Origin of the sequence: Gordonia aurantiaca, assembly GCF_039939235.1 — a bacterium.
In the GTDB taxonomy this organism is placed as follows: Bacteria; Actinomycetota; Actinomycetes; order Mycobacteriales; family Mycobacteriaceae; genus Gordonia.
The window spans coordinates 1,069,715-1,090,980 of sequence record NZ_JBDUUF010000001.1; the positions used below are offsets into that span (position 1 = coordinate 1,069,715).

The following is a 21,266-nucleotide window of genomic DNA, read 5'->3' on the forward strand; positions in this document are numbered from 1 at the left end:
CCCCGCGCGCCTCGACCGATCGGGCGCGCGGGGCCGATACCGTTTGTCTGTTGTACCGAGCATCGTTTCGGAAGATGTGTGCAGATGAGACGGGAAGAGCGGTGAGATGCGGTCGGTCGAAGATCATCTGGCGCTCGTGACCGCGGCCGCGGTGGCGCCGCGTCCGGTGCGCGTCGCGATCTCCGAGGCGCAGGGGTTGATGTGTGCGGAGGAGGTCGTCACCGAGCATCCGATGCCGGGGTTCGACCAGGCCGCGATCGACGGGTACGCGGTGCGGGCCGTGGACGTGGCCCTCGCCGGCGTCCTGGCCCCCGAGGATCTCGAGGACTTCGATCCGGGTGGCGCCGAACTCGTCGACCTCGAGGCCGGCGAGCCGATGATCGTGTCGCTGCCGGTCGTCGGGGAGGTGGCGCCCGGCTCGCGGACGCCCACCCGGCTGCAGCCGCGCCAGGCCGTCCGCGTGGAGACCGGGGCACCGATGCCGACCCTCGCCGACGCGGTGGTCCCGCTGCGCTGGACCGACGGCGGAGACCAACGGGTCAAGATCGGGCACGGCGTCGAGAGCGGCAGCTACGTGCGCCGCGTCGGTGACGACGTGCAGCCCGGCGACGTCGCGGTCCGGGCGGGCTCGATCATCGGACCTGCACAGGTCGGCCTGCTGGCCGCGGTGGGACAGTCGCGTGTGCTGGTCCACCCGCGGCCCCGGCTGTCGGTGATCTCGGTCGGCAGCGAACTCGTCGACATCGACCGCACCCCGGGACCGGGACAGATCTACGACGTCAACAGCTACGCCCTCGCCGCCGCGGCACGTGACGCCGGCGCCGACGTCAACCGCGTCGGCATCGCCGAACGCGACGCGTCGAGGATGCGCGAGGTGGTCGAGGCCCAGCTGATCCGCTCGGAGATCGTGGTGATCTGCGGCGCGGTCGGCGGCTCGGCGTCGAAGGCGATCGCCGACGCCCTCGCCGACCTCGGTGAACTCGAGATCGTCCGGGTGGCCATGCATCCCGGCTCGGTGCAGGGGTTCGGGCGGCTCGGCCGCGACGAGGTGCCGACCTTCCTGCTGCCGTCGAACCCCGTCAGCGCCCTGGTGACCTTCGAGGTCATGGTCCGGCCGCTGATCCGCATCGCCCTGGGCAAGCGCCAGCCGATGCGGCGGGTGATCAGGGCCCGCACGATCGGCCCGATCGCCTCGGTGCGCGGGCGCAAGGGGTACCTGCGCGGACAGCTCATGCGTGACGAGCGCACGGGGGAGTACCTGGTGCAGGTGCTCGGCGCGTCGCCGACCGGATCGTCGCATCTGCTCGCCGAACTCGCCGAGGCGAACTGTCTGATCATGGTCGAACCCTACGTCGAGGAGCTCGGCACCGGCGACGAGGTCGAGGTCGCATTCCTCGCACAGCGCGGCTGACGCATCCGGTCGCTACCGCACACGGGGCGGCGGCGCCGCGCTGACCTGCGAAGAGGCGAGACGGACGTCTCACTTTTCACGTCCTGTGACGGGGAACAAACCCCCAGGCCCTAGACTGCTCTTCGTGTTCAGGTGGCTGAGTGGCGCGACAGGCAGCCCGGGCTGGCCGGCGACGCTGGGACCCCTGGGAACCAGTGCGGGAGCGGTCACGTTGCGGCCGGTCAAGATACGCGACGCCAGGACGTGGAGCGAGTTGCGGATCCGCAACCAGAACTCACTGCTGCCATGGGAACCGACCGGCGTCGGCAGCTGGGCCGAACGGCATCAGCCGTCGTCGTGGCCGCCGTTGTTCGCAGTGCTCAAGTCGGAGGCCAAACGCGGCACGATCCTGCCCTTCGTCATCGAGCTCGACGGTCGGTACGTGGGCCAGCTGACGGTCGGGAACATCCAGCGCGGCGCGGTGCGCACGGCGTGGATCGGCTACTGGGTCGACGAAGCGCACTCGGGCAAGGGCATCGCCACCGCCGCGGTCGCCCTCGGCGTCGACCACTGCTTCGGCCCGGTCGGGCTGCACCGCCTCGACGCCACCGTGCAACCGGCCAACGAGGCGTCGCAGAAAGTGCTGAAGCACATCGGTTTCCGGCAGGAAGGACTGCTGGTCCGGTACATGGACGTCAACAAGCGCTGGCGTGATCACCTCCTGTTCGCGCTCACCGCGGAGGAGGTCGTGGGGTCGGCGGTCGAGGCGCTCGTCCGGTCGGGCCGGGCGACGTTCGTGTAGCCCGCGCCGCCGCCGCGAAGGTGCGATCCCGGTTCGTGTGTCGGGACTCTCGCATAGGCTCGCCGACGTGAGTGATCTGGAGATAGTGGTCCGCGGCCGTGCCCGCGGCAAGTATTCGCCAGAGCGCGGCGTCGTCGACCTCGCCGTGCACCTGGAGGGGCCGGACAAGGCGAGCGTGTACGCCGAGGCCGTGCGACTGCACTCGGACATCACGCGTGCGCTCGCCCGACTCGAGTCGGCGGGCGCGGTGAGCCGGTGGACCGCCGAGTCGGTGCGGATCTACTCCTACCGGCCCTACTCCGAACACGGGGAGCGACGAGATCCGGTGTACAACACCCGTCTTCGCATCGACGCCGAGTTCGTCGACTTCGAGAAGCTGTCGGAGTTCCTCGACGAGTGGTCGAGCGTGGAAGGCGTCGTGGTCGGCGGGGTCGACTGGGACGTCACCGAGGAGAGACGGCGCGACCACGAGCGCGAGTTGCGCCGAGAAGCGGTCGAGGACGCGATCGCCAAGGCGCAGGCCTACTCCGACGCCGTCGGCAGGGGTCCGGTCACCGCGGTCCTGCTGTCGGATCCGGAGATGTCCGATCACGTGCCCTCGACGGGCGGGCGGATGTTCGCGGCCGCAGTCCCCGGCGCGCCGGCGCCGTCACTCGAGTTGCGCGCCGACGACATCGAGATCCGCGTCGCCGTCGACGCGCGGTTCCGCGCCGAGTGACGCCGCCGTTGCGCGCGGCGCGCTGAGAGCGCGGTGTGAATCCGCAACGACATCGTCGCGCTACGGCGCGTCGGCGCGGAACTGGGTCTTTCGGGCCCTAGATTGTGTTGTGGCCTCGTGTGACCAGAGTGAATGAAGGGAGAGTCGCATGCCCAACTCCGTTTTGTGGGTTTGTCTCGTCGCGGTTTGGCTCTTCGTCCTGGTCCCGATGGTCATCAAGGGGCGTCCGCAGATCCTGAAGTCGACTGATGCGGTGAAGAAGACTCGGTTGCTGCACCGTGGAGGTTCGCGGGCGCAGACCGCTGCCGGCGCGCGTCGCCGCTCGTCGGCACGCCACCCGCACGATCCGAACTGGAAGCCGTCGCGCAAGGCGTCCAGCACCACCGCGGCCGCGGTCCTCGAGCCCGATGAGGACACCGCCGACGAGAACACCAAGGTCGAGATCGTCGAGATGGACGGCGTCGAGACCGAGGTGGAGGTCGTCGAGGTCGCCACGACGATACAGCGCGTCGTCGATGCCGATGTCGAGAAGCCGACCATCGAACCCGACGACGCCGATCTCGAGGGCGGTGCGACCGAAGAGGCGGCCGGCGACTTCGATCTCGAGGCAGACGCCGACGAGGAGGTCGAGTCCGAGGTCGCCGAGACCGATTCGGAGGACGTCGGCCACGACGCCGATGCCGAAGACGATGCCGATTACGACGCGGACGCCGACCACGACGACACCGAGGTCGACGATCACGACGATTCGAACCTCGACGACGACGCCGAGTACGACGACGCCGAGTACGACGACACCGAGTACGACGACACCGAGTACGACGGCGCCGAGTACGACGAGGACGCCGAATACGAGGCGACCGACGAGCTCGACGAGGACGAGGACGACGACTACGCCCGTGGAGCCCGTCCGTCGGACGAGGCCGCAGAGGTGGAGGACGAGGTCGTCGAGGAGGCCGCACCGGTCCACCGCACCGCACGTCCCGAACGTCGCGCGAGCCGCAGCATCTACTCGTCGGAGAAGGAACGCGAGCTCAAATACCGTGAGCGCCAGCGGGTCACGCTGAGCCTTTTCGTGCTCCTGATCCTGGCTCTGATCTCCGGCTTCGTCTTCAGCACGGTCGGTTGGGTCGCCGCCGGCCTCGCCGCGGTGGCCCTGGTCGGCTACCTGACCTACCTGCGCCGGGCCGTGAAGGTCGAACAGCAGATCCGCGCCCAGCGACTCGCACGCGCCAAGCGGGCGGCGCTCGCCGAGGAGGAGCGTCGTCGACGCGCCGCCGCGGTGCCGGAGTTCGCCGCCGCGCCGCCGCCCGAGCGTCTGCGTCGTCCCGGCGGGGTCGTCGTGCTCGAGATCGACGACGAGGACCCGGTGTTCGACCACCTGCCACCGTTCCAGCGGCGCCGGATGGAGCGCGAGGACATCGAGTACCGCCGGGTCGGCTGACCCGGTCTCAGGACCTCGCGGCCGTCGTCAGTCCCCGCGCCTGCAACCACTTCTCGCCGAGCTTCGCCGCGTGCGAGAGCGCCAGGCGCTCACCGACGTACGTCGCCGGTGCCCCGATGAGCGGGATGTAGCCCAGCATCCGGAACAGGGCGAACGGCTGCGGGCGCTTCTGGAACTCGTCGTCGACGGCGCGCAGCAGCTTCGCGGCCTCCCAGATGCCACCCAGGAGCGACTTTCTCCGCTCCTCGGGTTCGGCGGGCAACGCCTCTGCGGACTCGCCGTCGAGGTCCTTCGGGGTGATGTCGCGACCACACAGGACGGCCGCCAGCAGGGCGACCTGACGGTCGCGGTCGGTGACGCCGTACTCGCGGGCGATCGCGACGAGAACCATGGCCTGGTTGGCGAATCCGAGATACGGGGTGATCGGGAGCCGCTTGGCCCACACCCCGAAGACCCCGGGGAAGGCGACCGCGCCGGTGTTGAGGGCGCCGATGCGGGTGACCCACCAGCTCGCCCGCTTGTGGATCGGCCGCCGGCTCCAACCCTGGGTGCCCGGCCAGTCCGCGGCGTCGAGCAACTGTGCGGCGGCGTGCTGTGCCTGCTGGAGGCGTGAGTCGGGGTGGTCGTGGTCGTGGAAGGTGTGGTCCTTCAAGCCCAGCGGGTCGCGCTCGGCGAGCACGTCGAGGACGGGGTTGATCACCCCCACGACGTTGTCGAGAACGCCGGCCAACTGCTGATCAGACATCTGAGGCACGGGCCCAGCCTAGCCATCACTTGGGCGTTTGGGATTCGGGGCGGTGGGGCTGCTAAAGTGTCTCCCGGTTGATCGTTCGACGATCCTCCAGGGGCTATGGCGCAGTTGGTAGCGCGACTCGTTCGCATCGAGTAGGTCAGGGGTTCGATTCCCCTTAGCTCCACCACGAGGTGCCTGATCCGGTCGTGCTCCTTGTTCTTGGCGGCAAGGTGGAGGTCGGTTCGGCCTGTCTTGCCGTCCCAGCGACGAACCGTCTCGACATCCTTCGTCGGCAGGCCGCCGAGCTTGAGGTGATTGCGCAGGAGTTCCGTCAAGCTTCGCTCGGTGCTCATGAGGTGGTACGACTCGCCGAAGACCCATAGCTCGTGTTCGAGCACCTTGTGAAGATGGTCACGTTCGCCCACCTTCCCGGAGTCATCTGGATCGAAGAGCAGATGCTCCAGCGCGACGAGGAACTTGTGGCGGCTCGCGACGACGTTGGCAGAACGGATGATTGCCGACAGCGTGGTCTCGCTGAGCAATTTCGTGAGGGTCTCGCGGTCGGCTTCGTTGAGAGCGACGACCTCGTGCAGGATCGTTGTCAGCTTCCCCGGATCGTGACGAATCGCGTCGCGAAGGAGCTCGAGCGTCAACTGCGCTTGCTTCCTGGTCTTCGAGATGTGGGGAACGAGTGTGCCGGAAACCACATCGAACACGGCCCGCTCTGCGCGCTCCGTCTCGTTCGCCGGCTCGCTCTTGTACGGGTACACCCCCGTTTCCTTCCGGTGCTCAACCTGTTCCCGACGTCGTTCGCGACGGCGCGCGTTGAAGTGGGCGCGGATTGCCTCCCGCGCGGCTGTCCATAGTTCCCCGACGGCGTCGGGTGCCATGTCGCCGAGCCCGAGTGCAGCGAGCTCATCGATGCCGAGCTTGTTCCATGTCACGTAGGCGGAATAGGTGAACTGGTTCTCGAAAGGTGTCCCGGATGTCTCGTATGGGAAGTGATCAGCATCAGGACCGAAGGAGACGGCTCGATGCTTGCCCGACCGCCACTCGATGATCCGCAGGACGGCTTCGTTCTCTCCGTTCTCTCCGAAAGGAAGCGGCGATGTCGTGTCATTGACCACTTCTTGCGATGGGTCGAGCGCGGAACCGTCGTAAGTGATCGTCAGCGACTGGTCGTTGAGAAGAAGCGGCGCGAAGTGCGATCGCAGGGTCGGGAGCACGTCGTCTGCTTCGAGCGCGCTCAGCGACCGCTGTTCGTCGTTGTGCGCCGTGACGACCGTACCCGTTGAGTCGGAGGTTGAAGGCGTGGCTTCCCAGCGGAACCGGTCGCGACTGCTCCGGTTCCCGGTGATCGTGATCTGTTCGCGCTGCCCGATCGTGTTGTCGCTGATGCTGACCCAGCTCACCCGAGAGCCAAGTGCGAAGGCGCGTAGTCGTCCCTCGCCGAGCTTGCCATGAAGGTACCTCTTGCCGTTCTTGGACTTCTCGCTCAACGATTTCCAGGAGCCTCCGATGCGGCCGAACGTCGAGGCCACTTCGTCGGAGCTGATGCCGTGTCCGTCGTCTTCGACGCGTACCTGATCGATGGCATCCATCGAGCTGCGCTCCATCGTGACGACGACGTTCGTCGCCTCGGCGTCGACTGCGTTCCAGATCAGTTCGATGATCGCGCGTACGGGGTCGCCCTCGTGAGCGAGACGTGCGACGTGGTCGTCGCTGGCGGTGAGCACGAGGTCTTCCATGAGGCAAGGCTACGGAAGAACACCGACAAGCACCCGTCTCCACGCCACACTCAGCCGAGTTCTTCCGTGTAGACCGGAGCTACCCCGAGTAGGATCGGATCAACCCGGTCATACCCGGTCGATCCCACCCTGGAGGACTTGAGTGCCTGAGCCTTGGCTGTCTGCGGACGACATCGCCGCCCACCTCGGGGTCACCAAAGACACCGTCTACACCTGGATCGCCGAGAAGGCCATGCCCGCCCACAAGGTCGGACGCCTCTGGAAGTTTCAAGCCAGCGAGATCGACGACTGGGTGCGACGAGGTGGGGCGGCCGCCGACTCCGAACCCTCCCCGCCGGGGTGAGCGCGTCGCTCACTTCGGGCCGCCGCTGACACTTTGTCGGTGGCACCCCATATCCTGATCCACTGCCCAAAATCGGAAGGAGGCACCTCGTGACAGAAGCGACGACAGACGCAACGTTAACGCTCGCGACGTTGCGCGCGGGCCAGCGCCTCCGCGGCCTGGTGCCTGGGCAGACGGTAACCCTGATCGCCATCGACCCTATCGACGCCGAGCTGTTCGAGGTCTTCTACCGTGACGACTCCGGTCGCAGCGGCGCTCGCGCGATCACCGACGCGGACGCGGCACGCTTCGAGGTCGCGGGCGACTTCGACTCGGCGCCTGCATTTGACGCGGACCCGGATGAGTTCCGCCTCGCGGCCGAGGCCCTGCGGATCAAGTACGCGGCACTGTATGACCCGATGGTCGCGGTCAACAGCTCGGACGTTGACCCGCTGCCGCACCAGATTCGCGCCGTCTACGAGGAACTGCTGCCGCGCATCCCGCTGAGGTTCCTGCTGGCCGACGACCCGGGCGCGGGCAAGACGATCATGGCCGGGCTGTACCTCAAGGAACTGATCCTGCGCTCGGACTGCGAGCGCGCGATCATCGTCGCTCCCGGCGGGCTGGTCGAGCAGTGGCGCGAAGAACTGTCGCAGAAGTTCGACCTGCGCTTCGAAGTGTTCAGCCGACAGATGGTCGATGATGCCCAGGGTCGCAACGTCTTCGCCGAGCACCCGTTCCTGATCGCTCGCATGGACCAGCTCTCCCGCAGCGAAGACCTGACCGAGCAGCTCGGCGAGGTGACCTGGGATGTCGCGGTCGTTGACGAGGCCCATCGCATGTCGGCCCACTACTCGTCCTGGGCGGGCGAGGTCGATGAGACCAAGCGTTTTAAGCTCGGCCGCCTCCTGTCGGAGACCGCGCACAACTTCCTGCTGATGACCGCGACCCCGCACGCGGGCAAGGAAGAGGACTTCCAGCTGTTCATGTCGCTGCTGGATCGCGACCGCTTCGAGGGCCAGTACCGGCAAGGCGTCCACCGCACCGACACCCATGGCCTGATGCGCCGCATGGTGAAGGAAGACCTGCTTACCTTCGAGGGCAAGCCGCTGTTTCCCGAACGCAGGGCATACACCGTCGAGTACGAGCTGAGCCCCGCCGAACGCGACCTCTACGAACAGGTCACCGACTACGTTCGCACTGAGATGGGGCGTGCTGAGCGGATCGCCCAGGCCGGTGACAAGAAGCGCGGCAACAATGTCGGGTTTGCGCTCACCGTGCTGCAGCGTCGCTTGGCTTCAAGCCCCGAAGCGATTCTGCGGTCCCTGGAACGACGCCAGCAGCGCCTCGACGCGAAACTGCGCGAGATGCAGCGCATCACCGACGACGCACGCTTCAGCACCTCCATCGCCTCACACATCCACGAATGGACCACGGCCAAGACCCCGCTCGATTTCGGAAGCGACGCACTACCCGCGTTCTCGGTCGACGACTTCGACGACTTCGACGAAGAGACAACTGACGAGGAACGCGCCCAGTTTGAGGAACAGGCAGATCAGGTTGTCGATCTCGCCACGGCCGCGCAGACGATTCCCGAGCTGCAAGCTGAGATCGCGATCCTCGAAGACCTCATCAAGGTCGCTCGGCGCGTCCGGCTGCAAGACGATGACAAGAAGTGGGTGCAGCTGCGCACCATCCTCGACGAGCAGCTCCTGACCCACGACGGCTCCGGCGACGCGCGCAAGATCATCATCTTCACCGAGCACCGCGACACGCTTGACTACCTGCAATCCAAGATCACCGCCCAGTTCGGCCGCGCCGATTCGGTCATCACGATCCACGGCGGCACCCGCCGCGAAGACCGCAAGCTCGCACGCGAACGCTTCACCCACAACCCCGACACTGTGGTTCTCCTCGCCACCGACGCCGCAGGTGAAGGGTTGAACCTTCAACGTGCGCACCTGATGGTGAACTACGACCTGCCGTGGAACCCGAACCGCATCGAGCAGCGTTTCGGCCGCATCCACCGCATCGGCCAGCGCGAGGTCTGCCACCTGTGGAACATGGTTGCCAAAGACACCCGCGAGGGCGACGTGTTCACCCGGCTGCTAGCGAAGATCGACCAGATGTCGATCGCCTACAACGGCAACCTGTTCAACGTGCTCGGCGACGCCGACGCCTTCCAGGAGCGGTCGCTGCGTGACCTGCTGATCGAGGCGATCCGTTACGGCGACCAGCCCCAGGTGAAGGCCAAGCTCGACCGGATCATCGACGCCGGCGTCTCCCACGGCCTGGACGAGATGCTTGCTGAGCGTGCACTCCACCCCGAGATGTTCTCCGCGCTCAACCTCGACGAAGTCCGGGCACGGATGGAGAAGGCCCGCGAACGGCGTCTCCAGCCCGGTTACATTGCCGCGTTCTTTATCCCAGCGTTCGAGCGGCTCGGCGGGCGCATCCGCAAGCGAGAGCAGGGACGCTACGAGATCACCCGCGTCCCGGCCCGCGTGATCGACACCGCGCGTCGCCTCAACAGGTGGGCACCCGTCACCGAGCAGTATGAGCGCATCACCTTCGAACTCTCACGCATGCGCCCCGACGGTCTCGCCGCCGCTTCCCTCATCGCACCGGGCCACCCGCTGCTGCATGCCGTGATCGAGGCCACGATCGACGACCTGGGCCCGACACTTAAACAGGGCACGGTGCTGGTCGATCGGCGCACTAAGCAGACAGATGCGCCGATGCTGATGTTCAGCGTCGAGCAGCGCATCGAGAACACGGCAGGCGACACGGTCTCCCACCACTTCGACTACCCGCTGCTGGAGCAGCATGGCGCCGTCACGGTTTCTGCGGCACCTCCCTACCTCGACTACGACAGGCCTGAACCTGAGGAAGCTGAAGCGATCGCTGCGATCGCTGGCAGTGACTGGGCGCGGCAGAACCACGAGCGGGTGGTGCGCGCTTGGGCGTACCGTGAAGGACTGCAGCCACGCATGCACGAGATCAAGGCTCGTCTCGATGCCGAGACGGCCCGTACTCGCGCACAGGTGAAGGATCGGCTGCTGGCAGAGATCAACCATTGGGATCGAGAACACAACCGTCTCGAAGCACTCGAACGAGGAGGCACTGTCGGGCGTCTGCGCGCCGAGACTGCGCTCGTCCGCGCACGACAGCTTGATGAGCGACTGAGCCGCCGGCTCAAACAGCTCGATGAGGCCAGCAACCTTGTTGCCGTGCCCGCTGTGATCCGTGGCGCCGCGCTCGTCATCCCTAGCACGCTTCTCGCGACCGACGCCGAGCCTGAAGCGCAGACCTTCGCCCACCAGACCGAGGAAGTTGAGCGTCGAGCAGTCGAAGCCGTGCTCGCCGCCGAGCGAGCACTCGGCCGCGAACCGGTGGAGATGCCGCGCAACAACCCCGGCTACGACGTCCAGTCCACCGATAGCGCTGGCTTCGTCTACTACATCGAGGTCAAGGGCCGCATCGAAGGTTCCGATACTTTCACGATCACCACGAACGAGGTCACCTTCGCTCAGACCCAGGGTGACCGGCACCGGCTCGCTCTGGTCGAGGTTTCGGTCGACGGCGCTGCACGAGACCAGCTGCGTTACGTGCGCAATGCCTTCAGCCATATCGAACCATCGGCGACAACCCGCTCCTACAACGAGGTCTGGCACGACTATTGGGAGCGCGGAGGGCCACCGCGATGACCCAGCTCCGTCACGACCGGGCCATCGACCATCAGACCACCGCCAGCGAGAGAAGCACCGTGACTACTGCCCCCAAGAAGAAGCTCATCGAGGTCTCGTTGCCGCTTGAGGCGATCAACGCAGAAGCGTCACGAGAGAAGTCAATCCGGCACGGGCACCCTTCGACGCTGCACCTGTACTGGGCGCGTCGGCCGCTCGCGGCTGCCCGTGCTGTCTTGTTCGCGCAGCTCGTGGATGATCCGTCGTCTCGGCCTGAAGAGTTTCCCACCGTCGAAGCACAAGACGCTGAGCGTGCAAGGCTGCATGCGCTACTTGAGAAGCTCGTCGTGTGGGAGAACAGCAACGACGAGAAGCTGCTCGCGCAGGCTCGCGAGGAGATCCGCAAGAGCAACAACGGCGAGCTGCCGGCCGTGCTTGACCCGTTCGCGGGTGGCGGTGCAATCCCGCTTGAAGCGCAGCGCCTGGGCCTTGAAGCCCACGCCAGCGACCTGAACCCGCTGGCAGTGCTCATCAATAAGGCGCTCATCGAGATACCGCCGAAGTTTGCAGGCATGCCACCGGTCTTCCCAGGGGCGGCGAGCTCGAACATGACCGGATGGCATCGCGCCGAAGGTCTCGCCGAAGATGTCCGACGGTATGGCACCTGGATGCGTGACGAGGCCGAACGGAGAATCGGCCACCTCTACCCGAAGGTGAAGGCTGAAGGCGGCACTGAACACCCGGTCATCGCGTGGATCTGGGCCCGCACCGTGAAGAGCCCCAACCCCGCAAACCCGATCGAGGTACCCCTCGTGCGCTCGTGGTGGCTGAGCAAGAAGAAGGGCAAGGAAGCCTGGGTACACGCGTCAGTGGTGGACGGCGAAGTGCACTACGAGGTGCGCCACGACGCAAATGGGCCCACGGGCGACGAGGACGGCACGGTCGGACGGCAAGGCGGCATAGCTATTAGTGATGGCACGCCGATGTCCCTGAACTACATCCGGGAACAGGGCCGCGCCGGGAAAATGGGTGTGCACCTCATTGCTGTGGTTGGCGAGGCATCAAGAGGACGTGTGTATGTGTCGCCAACACGTGAGCATGTTCAGCTGGCAGCAGTTACAAAACCTCTCGACGTCCCTGAGGGAGATTTACCGAAGAACCCGAGAGACTTCAAGACACCGAACTACGGTTTGACCACTTGGGCGGACCTGTTCACGAATCGGCAGTTGGTGGCGCTCACCACGCTGAGCGACCTCGTCGCAGAAGCCCGCGAGAAGGCGCTCGCGGACGCACTGGCTGCCGGCCTCCCGCACAGCGACCGCCTCGAAAACGGCGGCACCGGCGCCGAAGCCTACGCAGACGCTGTCGCTACCTACCTTGCACTTGGTGTGAGCCGGACAGCGGATCGTTCTTCGTCACTTGCTTCTTGGGACTCGTCAAACCCAAAGGTCCGCAATACCTTTGGTAGACAGGCGCTGCCCATGGTTTGGGACTTCGCGGAAAGCAATGTGCTCTCGACCTCTACAGGAAGTATGCAGAGCCAATTTGACTACATATGCAAGGCAATCGCGCACACTCCAGCCAAGACATTTGGTGCCGCAGACCAATTGGATGCAGCAAGTCGAGACTACTCGGGCATGGTGGTTTCAACGGACCCGCCCTACTACGACAACATTGGGTACTCTGACCTGTCGGACTTCTTCTACGTTTGGCTCCGCAGGTCGCTCGGATCAATTCAGTCGAAAACCGTTGGCACCATGCTCACACCAAAGGCCGAGGAGCTCGTAGCCAATCCGTATCGACATGATGGAAAGGCTGGCGCCGAGAAGTTCTTTATTGAGGGATTCAACTCGGTCTTTGCGCGCGTGCGTTCGGGAGCAGTCCCTGATGTACCAATGACCGTTTATTATGCTTACAAGCAGCAGGAAGCGAAGTCTGACGGAACTTCATCCACTGGCTGGCACACACTTCTCGATGGCCTCATCGAAGCAGGATGGGAGATCACCGCCACGTGGCCCATGCGCACAGAAACCGGTAATCGACTGATTGCGAGTGGGACTAACGCTCTCGCGTCCTCCATCGTGCTGGCGTGCCGTCCGCGACCCACGGACGCTCCCGCCACAACGCGCCGCTCGTTCGTCGCGGCGCTCAAGTCCGAGCTGCCCGAGGCGTTGCGGACGCTCATGCAGGGTGCGATCGCGCCAGTAGACCTCGCCCAGGCGGCGATCGGCCCTGGCATCTCCGTCTTCTCCCGCTACTCCCGGGTGCGTGAGGCAGACGGCTCCGACATGAGCGTGAAAGATGCGCTCCTCCTCATCAATGCGACACTTGACGAAGTGCTCGGAGAACAGGAGTCCGACTTCGACCCCGACACACGCTTCGCCGTCAAGTGGTATCGGCAGTACGGCTGGACGCAGGAAAGCTCCGGCATCGCCGACCAGCTCGCCCGATCCTCAGACACCTCCATCAGCACGCTCGAGCGTGGCGGCATCTTCGAGGCCAAAGGCGGCAAGGCACGCCTGCTGTCCCCATCTCAGCTCGAAAGCGCCTGGGACCCCGCAGCCGACGAACACGTCAGCGTGTGGGAGGCGACAGTACGCCTCGCCTCGGCGATGGCAAAAGACGGCGCCGACAAAGTGGCGGAGCTACTGCCCGCAGTACAGACACGCGTGAACCTAGATGCGGTAAAGGAACTGGGCTTCCTGCTGTTCCACGAAGCCGAGAAGAAGAAGGACACGAAGGACGCCATTCTCTTCAACGGCTTGGTGAGCGCCTGGGGTGACGTGAACGAGCAGGCGCGCAAGTACGCCGCGACGCCACGCTCGTCACAGCAGGCGTTCGACTTCGACGAGGACTAGCTCATGCCAGGTAGTCGAGATCACGCACAACGCGGCGACGCAGCAGCGCGCCGCTCTAGCGCTGACTTGACTCCGTTCCGTGACTTCGCGGAGTCGGTCAGCGCCGAGGGCGGCGCACTCGTAGAGCAGGTGTCGGCTCTGATCGACCAGGCGCAGGCGTTCGCGACCGCGCTGGTGAACGCCACCTTGACACTGCGGAACTGGTACATCGGTCGACTGATCGACGTGGCCGTGCTGCGCGAAGGACGCGCCGGGCACGACCAGGAACTTGTTGCATCACTGGCGCAACAACTGACCTCACGGTACGGCCGAGGCTACGACCGAACGAACCTGTATCGGATGGTGCGGTTCTCCCAGCAGTTCACCGAACCCGAACTTGTTGCGTCACTGGCGCAACACGTCAGTTGGACCCACTTCCGCGAACTGCTGCCGCTCGCAACCGACGACGCACGAGCCTTCTACGTGAAGGAGATCATCGACCGCCACCTCAGCGTCCGTGAGCTGCGTCACGCGATCTCCCGCAAAGCATTCGAACGCCGCGAGATCGCCGACTCGCAAATTCCCGAAGGCTCCGCAGTCCCACTGGATACCTTCCGCGACCCGATGCTGCTGGACATGCTCGGGATGGCCGACACCTTCTTGGAGCGCGACCTCGAAGCGGCTCTGCGCCACGACATGGAGGCGTTCCTGTTGGAGGTCGGTCGCGGATGGGCGTTCGTCGAACGCCAGAAGCGCATGACCTTCGACGGAGACGACTACTACCTCGACCTGCTGTTCTACTCCCGTCCACTGCGTCGGCTGATCGCGGTGGAGCTGAAAGTCGGCAAGTTCAAGCCGAGCTACCAGGGGCAGATGAACTTCTACCTGAAGTGGCTGGACCGGCACGAGCGCCAGGCAGACGAGAATCCGCCCATCGGCCTCATCCTGTGTACCGAGGCGAGCCGTGACCAGATCGAGCTGCTCGAACTACACAAGGACGGGATCGTGGTCACCGAAGACTGGACGACCCTGCCACCGAAGGCGGAGCTCCAAGCCCGAATCCAAGCGGTCTACCGGGAGGCACAGGAGCGGATCGCGCGGAGACAGCTCACCGCAGCGGCGGAAGAAGACAGTGATGAGTAGGAATCGGCTGGCGCTGGATGCCGCCTCGTCGGCAGTCAGTAGCGGGTCCTAGGAGACAACGATGGCGATGAACAACCGAGATCGCGTAGGCAAAGCGTTCGACCTGCTCTCTGAAGGGCTCCTCGACGTGGTCGATGACGTCATGACGCGGGCTTACCAGACTGCTGACTGGCCGGCCGCATGGGCGAAGGAGGACGCGCAGCGACGAGGCGGGCCGCTGCGCACACTGACCAAGCACGACGTTCAGGTGCAGCTCCGTGCGATCACCGAGCAGGGCTACCACTTCAAAGACGTGCTCTCCCGTGCCCAGCAGGGCTTCGCATCCGAGCTGCGCGAGACCCGGAACCTGTGGGCACACAACGAGCCCTTCAGCTCCGATGACGCATCGCGTGCGCTCGATACGATCGAGCGTCTGCTGCACGCGGTCGGCGCGGTCGATTCTGCCGAGGATGTGCGGAAACTTCGCGTCGATCTCCAGCGCACGGTGTTCGAGGACCAGACCCGCAAGCAGGTGAAGCGTACGAAGGTGTCGCTCGAACCTGGATCCGGGCTGCGTCCGTGGCGTGAGGTGATCAGGCCCCACGATGACGTGGCGCGCGGCGCGTTCACCGCCTCGGAGTTCGCAGCCGACCTTCATCTGGTGCACACCGGTCAGGCGACGAGCCCCGAGTATGGCGATCCGGTCGAGTTCTTCACCCGCACCTACCTCACCGAAGGCTTGCGTGACCTGCTGTCGCGGGCGCTGCGCCGCCTGAACGGTGAGGCAGGCGCGAGCCCAGTGGTGAACCTCCAGACCAACTTCGGCGGCGGCAAGACCCACTCGATGCTGGCGCTCTATCACCTGTTCAGCGGCACTCCGGTCAAGGACTTCCCGCAGGAGCTTCAGGAACTCATCGCTGAGAATGGCAACCCCGACCTCGGCTCGCTCGATGTCCGACGGGTCGCGCTCGTCGGCACCTACCTGAAGGCCGGCTCGCCAATCATCAAGGATGACGGCACCGAGGTTCGCACGCTCTGGGGCGAACTGGCCTGGCAGCTCGGCGGGCGTGAAGCCTACGACCTGATCGCCGAGGACGATCGCGCCGGCACCAACCCCGGCGAGGCGCTGCGCACACTGATCGTGCGCTACTCGCCGTCGCTGATCCTGATCGACGAGTGGGTGGCGTACGCGCGCCAGCTCGTTACCGACAAGGAACTGCCGTCCGGGTCGTTCGAGACGCAGTTCACCTTCGCTCAGTCGCTGACCGAGATCGTGCGCTCCGTGCCGGGCGTGATGCTCGTGGTCTCGATCCCGGCATCCGACACCGGCAACGAAGGGCGCGGCAGCGACATCGAGATCGGTGGCGCGAACGGGCAGCTCGCTCTCGAACGCCTCCAGAACGTGATCCGCCGTGTCGCGGACCAGTGGCGGCCGTCGAGCAAGGACGAGTCGTTCGAGATCGTCCGCCGCCGACTGTTCCAGGCTCCGAACGCCGAAGGACTCACGACCATAGCGGCCGTGGCACGCAGCTTCACGAACCTCTACCGCAACAACACTGCGCTGTTCCCGCGCGAAGCGGCGTCGCCGAACGACGAGTATGAGAAGCGCATCCGCGCCTCGTACCCGCTGCATCCCGAGCTGCTGGACCGCTTGTATGAGGACTGGTCGACCCTGGAGCGGTTCCAGCGCACCCGTGGCGTGTTGAAGCTCGTTTCGTCGATCGTGCACGAGCTGTGGGCATCGAACGATGCCTCGCCGCTGATCCTGCCGGGCAACGTGCCGCTGGATGCGACGACCGTGAACACGGACCTGACGCAGTACCTCGAAGATCAGTGGAAGCCGATCATCGACTCCGACATTGACGGCCCTGGATCGACCGCGCAGCAGATCGACCTCGACCGCCCTAACCTCGGCCAGCGGTTCATCACCCAGCGCATCGCACGCACGATCTTCATGGGCGCCGCCCCCAGGATCAAGAGCACCCGCAAAGGGCTCGACAAGCAGTACCTCTGGCTCGGCACCGCAGTTCCCGGTGACACGCTCGGTAACTTCGGCAGCGCCGTCGAGCTACTTGCTCAACGCTCCACCTACTTCTACGAAGAACAGGGGCACTACTGGTTCGACACCCAGCCCTCGGTCACCAAGACCGCGAACGACTACGCCGAGCGGCTCCGCGAGGATGTCGAGACGGTCTGGAACGAGATCACTCGCCGCCTCCAAGGCGAAGAGCGCGTGCGCGGTGTGTTCGATCGGGTCCACATCGCGCCATCCTCGTCCGCCGACATCCCGGACCTTGAGGACACGCGCCTGGTGATCGCCCACCCTCGACACGCACGCCGCAAGCAGGACGGCGCCGACTCGGCTGCGCACGCCTGGGTTCGCGACGCTATCGAGAGCAAGGGCGCGAGCCAGCGCATCCACCGCAACACGCTGATCTTCCTGCTCGCCGACAAGAGCGAGCTGGAGAGCCTCGAAGCCGCAACCCGCAGCTACCTCGGCTGGAAGCGAGTGCAGGCAACCAGCGACAGCCTCAACCTCTCCGCACAGCAGCGCAAGCAGACCGACGACTGGGTAGCTCGGCTCGATCAGACCGTCTCGGATCGCATCGGCGATACCTTCGTCTGGGCCGTCTACCCGGAGCAGTTCGACCCGACCAAGCCGTTCGAGCTGATCGCCGACAGGGTGCCCGACTCCGGCGGTCGATCGCTGGCCGAGCGCGTCAGCGCCAAGCTCGGACGTGAGGACCAGCTCGTCACCGACTTCGGCGCCCCCATTCTCGGGGCCACCCTGCACAACGAGCTCGGCGCGCTGTGGCGAGATGTCGGCGAGATCACCGTCGGCGAGTTGTGGGGCTACTTCACCCGCTACATCTACCTACCACGCCTCGTCCGGCGCGAAGTGCTCGATACCGCTATCGAACAGTCGCTCTCGGCGGTGCTCGTCGACAACGAACGGTTCGCCATCGCATCAGGGAAAGACCCCGAAACCGGTCGCTATCGCGGCCTGCTCGTGGCACCGAACCCGAACACACGGATTCAGGTCACCGACAGCACCCTGCTCATCGAAACCGAGCGCGCCCAGAAGCAGGCCGAGGCTGACCGGATCGCAGCTACACGCGAGGCTGCGATGAACACCTCCACAACTGACGGCGAGTCCGCTCCCGTCGGGCCGGTTGACTTCGTGTGGACGGGCAGCTCGTCCGCCGAGGGCGATGAGCCGTCCGAGGCCGAGCCTGCACTGGAGGCAGTCCTTTCCCGGTTCTTCGGATCGGTGAAGATCGACCCCGACCGTTACGCCCGCGACATCGGCAACGTGACCCGCGAGGTGATCGACCGCCTTGCTGGGGCAGGCGCTTGGCTTGAGATCACCATCGACATCCAGGCCACTAAGCCGGAGGGTTTCGACGAGGCCGAGGTTCGCACCATCGGCGAGAACGCCCGCGTCCTCAAGTTCGACCCCAGCTCCGGCTTCGAGAAGAGCTGAGGGTAGCGGTGGCGCGATTCGGAAACGACCAGACGAACATCGGTCACCTTGACGTCCGCACGGCGAATGAGGATGGCCGGGTTGAGGCCTTCTTCGTTCCGGCCGAGCTACCGCATGAAGAGTCGCCGGCGCACCGGCGTCTGGCTGATGGTGTGAAGCTCGTCGAGTTCGACGCCGGGGCGGGAATCCTGAAGATTCACCCCATCAACACGCTCTCAAACCACAGCGACTACCTTGGCCCGAAGTACGACCAGGTGCAGACGCTTTCCCTGGAAACGTCGTTGCTGGATGAGTACTACGAGGGCTCCGATTTGGAGTCAATCTTTGAGACGCTACCGCCCGGATTCGTCAAGGACTTCGCCTACGGCCTCGGGTTGCTCAAGGATTGCAACCGGTTGATTCGGTTGATCGAAGCCAACACTCCTTGCACAGAGATCATCTTCACCGACGGCAACAGTGCCGCCATCGACGGGACAGAGTTCCACCTCGGCCTATCGCGCTTCGCTGCGATCTGGGCCGAGATCGGTCGAATCAACGACCGAGGAAATCGTGCGGCGGGTCGAGTCAAGGACGTCTTCGTACACAACAACCTCGCTACGACACTTGGTCTCGCCAGCGCAGAGTTCTCGCTTGGGCGACACCCGGACTCGCGCGTGATCGCGAAGGCCGCCAACGGGATCGAAGAACTCAGTAGCGTAGAACGTGATGCTTTGGTCGAAGCGGTCGCGTCCGAGTCGGCAGCGATAGCAGCGGAATCACCCCAGAAGTTTCAGAAACTCAAACGAGACATCGATCTCGTCAGTCTTGACCACCTCATCGAGGCGTACGCAGAGGCTTTGGAACAGGGCAGGGCCGAGCCGTACTGGCAGGCCTTTTTCGACGACAACGCCTTCGCGCTGCAACAGGTCTTCGGAGCCCCGATGGTCAGTGTGCGCTCCGGAGCAACGGTAGGCGGTCGCGGCCTGTCGGGAAGCGGCGACAAAATCGCGGACTACATGTTCAAAAACTCGCTCACGAACAACGTCGCTCTGGTGGAGATCAAGAAGCCAACCACGCAGCTGCTGGAGGCTCGTGAGTACCGACAGGGTGTGTTCGGTCCATCGAAGGAACTCAACGGCGCAGTCTCCCAGGTGCTCGATCAGGCGTACAACCTGACGAAGAACCTCACCGGACTGAAGGAGAGCTCGCGTCAGTGGGACTTGGAGTCCTACGCAATCTCCTGCTTTGTGGTTGCCGGACGCACACCCCCTGCCAGCGATCCGGCAAGACAAAAGTCATTCGAGCTGTATCGCGCGAACTCCCGCAGCGTGACCATCGTGACCTACGACGAGATTCTTGAGCGACTGAGACTCCTCCGTGACTTCCTCACACCGGTCTCACCCGAGGCCGAGGAGGTCTGATCGAGATGGCACGTCCGCCCGCATGGAGGCACACGCTCGACGAGGCTCGGCGACAGGCCCTCGTCGCGATCGACTTCTACAACCGTCCCGGCGATCGGAGGAGCTTCAGCGACTTCATCGTCCACATCCACCTCGCCTGGCAGAACCTACTTCACGCCGACCGAATGCGCCGCAAGGCGGAAATCTTCTATCGTGAGTCGGGCGGCCGACGCCACTTCAAGAGGAACCCGGACGGTTCCAAGAAGACCTGGGACCTGAGCCAGTGCCTCAAGCACGAGTTCAAGGACAACGATCCAATCAGAGCGAACATCGAGTTCTTCGTCGGGCTTCGGAACCACGTGGAGCACCGCTTCCAAGACTCAGTCCTGGTAGCAACAGCTGCAGAGGCGCACGCCTGCATCATCAACTTCGAGGCAGAACTGATCCGGAGATTCGGCACAAGCGAGACTCTGGGTTCAGAGCTGAAGTTCCCGGTCTTCGTGCAGTCGCTGAGCCCAACGAGATACGAGGAACAACGCAATCTCCGTCGAGGTCTGCCAACTAGCGTCTCCACGTTCATCACTGAGTTCCAGGGCGGCTTACCAGATGACGTGCGAAGCGATGAGCGCTATGCCTACCGGCTCTTGTTGCTTCCCATGAAGGGACCCAAGACGGAAGCAGACCTCGCTCTGAACTTCGTACGGCAAGATGAACTCAGCGAGGAGGAACTTCAAGCTCTTCTCGGCCAGGAAGGTAGCGTCATCGTCGCGGAGAAGTACCGTGAGGCGATCTACGGCGATGAGATGCTCCCCAAGGCCGCCGCCGCCGCGGTAGAGGAGCGCATCGCCTTCAAGTTCAGCGTCAACGACTTCACGCGTATCCGCAAGGAATGGCAGATCGGGCCAGCCAAGAGTGGCGACAAGGAACAGTTGCCAAAATCGGACGGCTACTGCCTCTACTCACCTGCCTTCAAGCAGTTCGTCTATCGGCCAAAGCTTGTGGAACGGATGGCCGATGCGGTGGATACCGCAGAGAAGTACCAAGCTCTGCTGAGCCGTCCGCCTACCGTGAAACTGCCGGCGCAGACGTGAGGACTGCAACGGTGACTTCGTGTGTGGGGCTTTCGTCAGTCTTTCGTAGCCCGCGTCTTCGCCCACACCGTGCCCCGGTGAACTCCGAACCGGCGGGCCAGTGCGTTCACGCTCACGCCCTGCGCGCGGACTGTTCGCATAGCGTCTACTTCGGTGTCGGTGAGGCGTGTTCGAGGTCGTTTCGTTGGTTCCACCGACGCGTCGATCAGCGGGTCGTCGACCTCGCCCTTGGGCCCGGCATCCCTACCGACGCCTTGATCCCATGCGGAAACAAGCCTCTCGACCCGTGGTCGCCTGTTCCCGTAGTGCTCCATTGCGTCCACCGGAGAGAACCCCGGGTTGCCACGCGACCCGGGGTTCTCTGTGTCTTGGGGTTCAGTGCGTCTCGGGGGGTGTCCCTATGGTTTCGTCAAGCGGGGGCAGCAGCGGGGGTGCGGTAGAAGGTCTTGTTCTTGAGCATGGCGTAGAGGACGTCGCAGCGACGGCGTGCCAGACAGATCAACGCGGCAT

13 protein-coding genes, 1 tRNA gene and 1 pseudogene are annotated in these 21,266 nt (G+C 64.8%); 13 read left to right on the forward strand and 2 right to left on the reverse strand.

Annotated elements, in window-relative coordinates; genetic code table 11:
- Positions 1 to 106: 106 nt before the first annotated feature.
- From glp to sepX, 4 genes are all read left to right on the forward strand, one after another.
- Positions 107 to 1,411 carry a molybdotransferase-like divisome protein Glp gene (gene glp / locus ABFT43_RS04885; RefSeq protein ID WP_347959216.1) on the forward strand — a complete coding sequence of 435 codons (1,305 nt, stop codon included), beginning with the start codon at positions 107 to 109 and terminating at the stop codon, positions 1,409 to 1,411.
- 124 nt (positions 1,412 to 1,535) lie between these two features.
- Positions 1,536 to 2,192: a GNAT family N-acetyltransferase gene (locus ABFT43_RS04890; RefSeq protein WP_109237172.1), complete on the forward strand. Its 657-nt coding sequence runs from the start codon at positions 1,536 to 1,538 to the stop codon at positions 2,190 to 2,192.
- A 67-nt stretch (positions 2,193 to 2,259) separates the two neighbouring features.
- Positions 2,260 to 2,910, forward strand: coding sequence for an SIMPL domain-containing protein (locus ABFT43_RS04895; RefSeq protein WP_347959217.1), 651 nt, complete (start codon positions 2,260 to 2,262; stop codon positions 2,908 to 2,910).
- Between the two features lie 148 nt (positions 2,911 to 3,058).
- A complete protein-coding gene (gene sepX / locus ABFT43_RS04900; RefSeq protein WP_347959218.1) occupies positions 3,059 to 4,354 on the forward strand; it encodes a divisome protein SepX/GlpR in 1,296 nt (431 codons plus the stop codon).
- Positions 4,355 to 4,361: 7 nt separating this feature from the next.
- On the opposite strand, the gene ABFT43_RS04905 is transcribed toward sepX, so the two are convergent.
- Positions 4,362 to 5,108: a hypothetical protein gene (locus ABFT43_RS04905; RefSeq protein ID WP_131735094.1), complete on the reverse strand. Its 747-nt coding sequence runs from the start codon at positions 5,106 to 5,108 to the stop codon at positions 4,362 to 4,364.
- Between the two features lie 90 nt (positions 5,109 to 5,198).
- On the opposite strand from ABFT43_RS04905, the gene ABFT43_RS04910 reads away from it, so the two are divergent.
- Both ABFT43_RS04910 and ABFT43_RS04915 read left to right on the forward strand, forming a co-directional pair.
- Positions 5,199 to 5,274, forward strand: a tRNA-Ala gene (locus ABFT43_RS04910).
- A 199-nt stretch (positions 5,275 to 5,473) separates the two neighbouring features.
- Entirely contained in the window at positions 5,474 to 5,953 is a 480-nt protein-coding gene (locus tag ABFT43_RS04915; protein WP_347959219.1) for a hypothetical protein, read from the forward strand.
- 540 nt (positions 5,954 to 6,493) lie between these two features.
- Here the strand turns inward: ABFT43_RS04915 and ABFT43_RS22675 are convergent.
- A pseudogene (locus tag ABFT43_RS22675) lies at positions 6,494 to 6,835 on the reverse strand (ATP-binding protein); the annotation flags it as partial.
- A gap of 142 nt (positions 6,836 to 6,977) precedes the next feature.
- Here ABFT43_RS22675 and ABFT43_RS04920 point away from each other — a divergent pair.
- The 7 genes from ABFT43_RS04920 (at position 6,978) to ABFT43_RS04950 (ending at position 20,756) form a co-directional block, all read left to right on the forward strand.
- Complete coding sequence (locus ABFT43_RS04920) at positions 6,978 to 7,178, forward strand: helix-turn-helix domain-containing protein (RefSeq protein WP_347959220.1); 201 nt, start codon at positions 6,978 to 6,980, stop codon at positions 7,176 to 7,178.
- An 89-nt stretch (positions 7,179 to 7,267) separates the two neighbouring features.
- On the forward strand, positions 7,268 to 10,864 hold the full coding sequence (locus ABFT43_RS04925; protein ID WP_347959221.1) for a helicase-related protein: 3,597 nt from the start codon (positions 7,268 to 7,270) through the stop codon (positions 10,862 to 10,864).
- On the forward strand, positions 10,861 to 13,701 hold the full coding sequence (locus tag ABFT43_RS04930; RefSeq protein ID WP_347959222.1) for a DUF1156 domain-containing protein: 2,841 nt from the start codon (positions 10,861 to 10,863) through the stop codon (positions 13,699 to 13,701). The genes ABFT43_RS04925 and ABFT43_RS04930 overlap by 4 nt, the downstream gene beginning before the upstream one ends.
- A gap of 3 nt (positions 13,702 to 13,704) precedes the next feature.
- Positions 13,705 to 14,823 carry a PDDEXK nuclease domain-containing protein gene (locus ABFT43_RS04935; protein WP_347959223.1) on the forward strand — a complete coding sequence of 373 codons (1,119 nt, stop codon included), beginning with the start codon at positions 13,705 to 13,707 and terminating at the stop codon, positions 14,821 to 14,823.
- Between the two features lie 61 nt (positions 14,824 to 14,884).
- A complete protein-coding gene (locus ABFT43_RS04940) occupies positions 14,885 to 18,286 on the forward strand; it encodes a Swt1 family HEPN domain-containing protein (RefSeq protein WP_347959224.1) in 3,402 nt (1,133 codons plus the stop codon).
- Between the two features lie 8 nt (positions 18,287 to 18,294).
- A complete protein-coding gene (locus ABFT43_RS04945) occupies positions 18,295 to 19,686 on the forward strand; it encodes a Shedu immune nuclease family protein (RefSeq protein WP_347959225.1) in 1,392 nt (463 codons plus the stop codon).
- A 5-nt stretch (positions 19,687 to 19,691) separates the two neighbouring features.
- On the forward strand, positions 19,692 to 20,756 hold the full coding sequence (locus tag ABFT43_RS04950; RefSeq protein WP_347959226.1) for a DUF3644 domain-containing protein: 1,065 nt from the start codon (positions 19,692 to 19,694) through the stop codon (positions 20,754 to 20,756).
- Positions 20,757 to 21,266 lie beyond the last annotated feature (510 nt).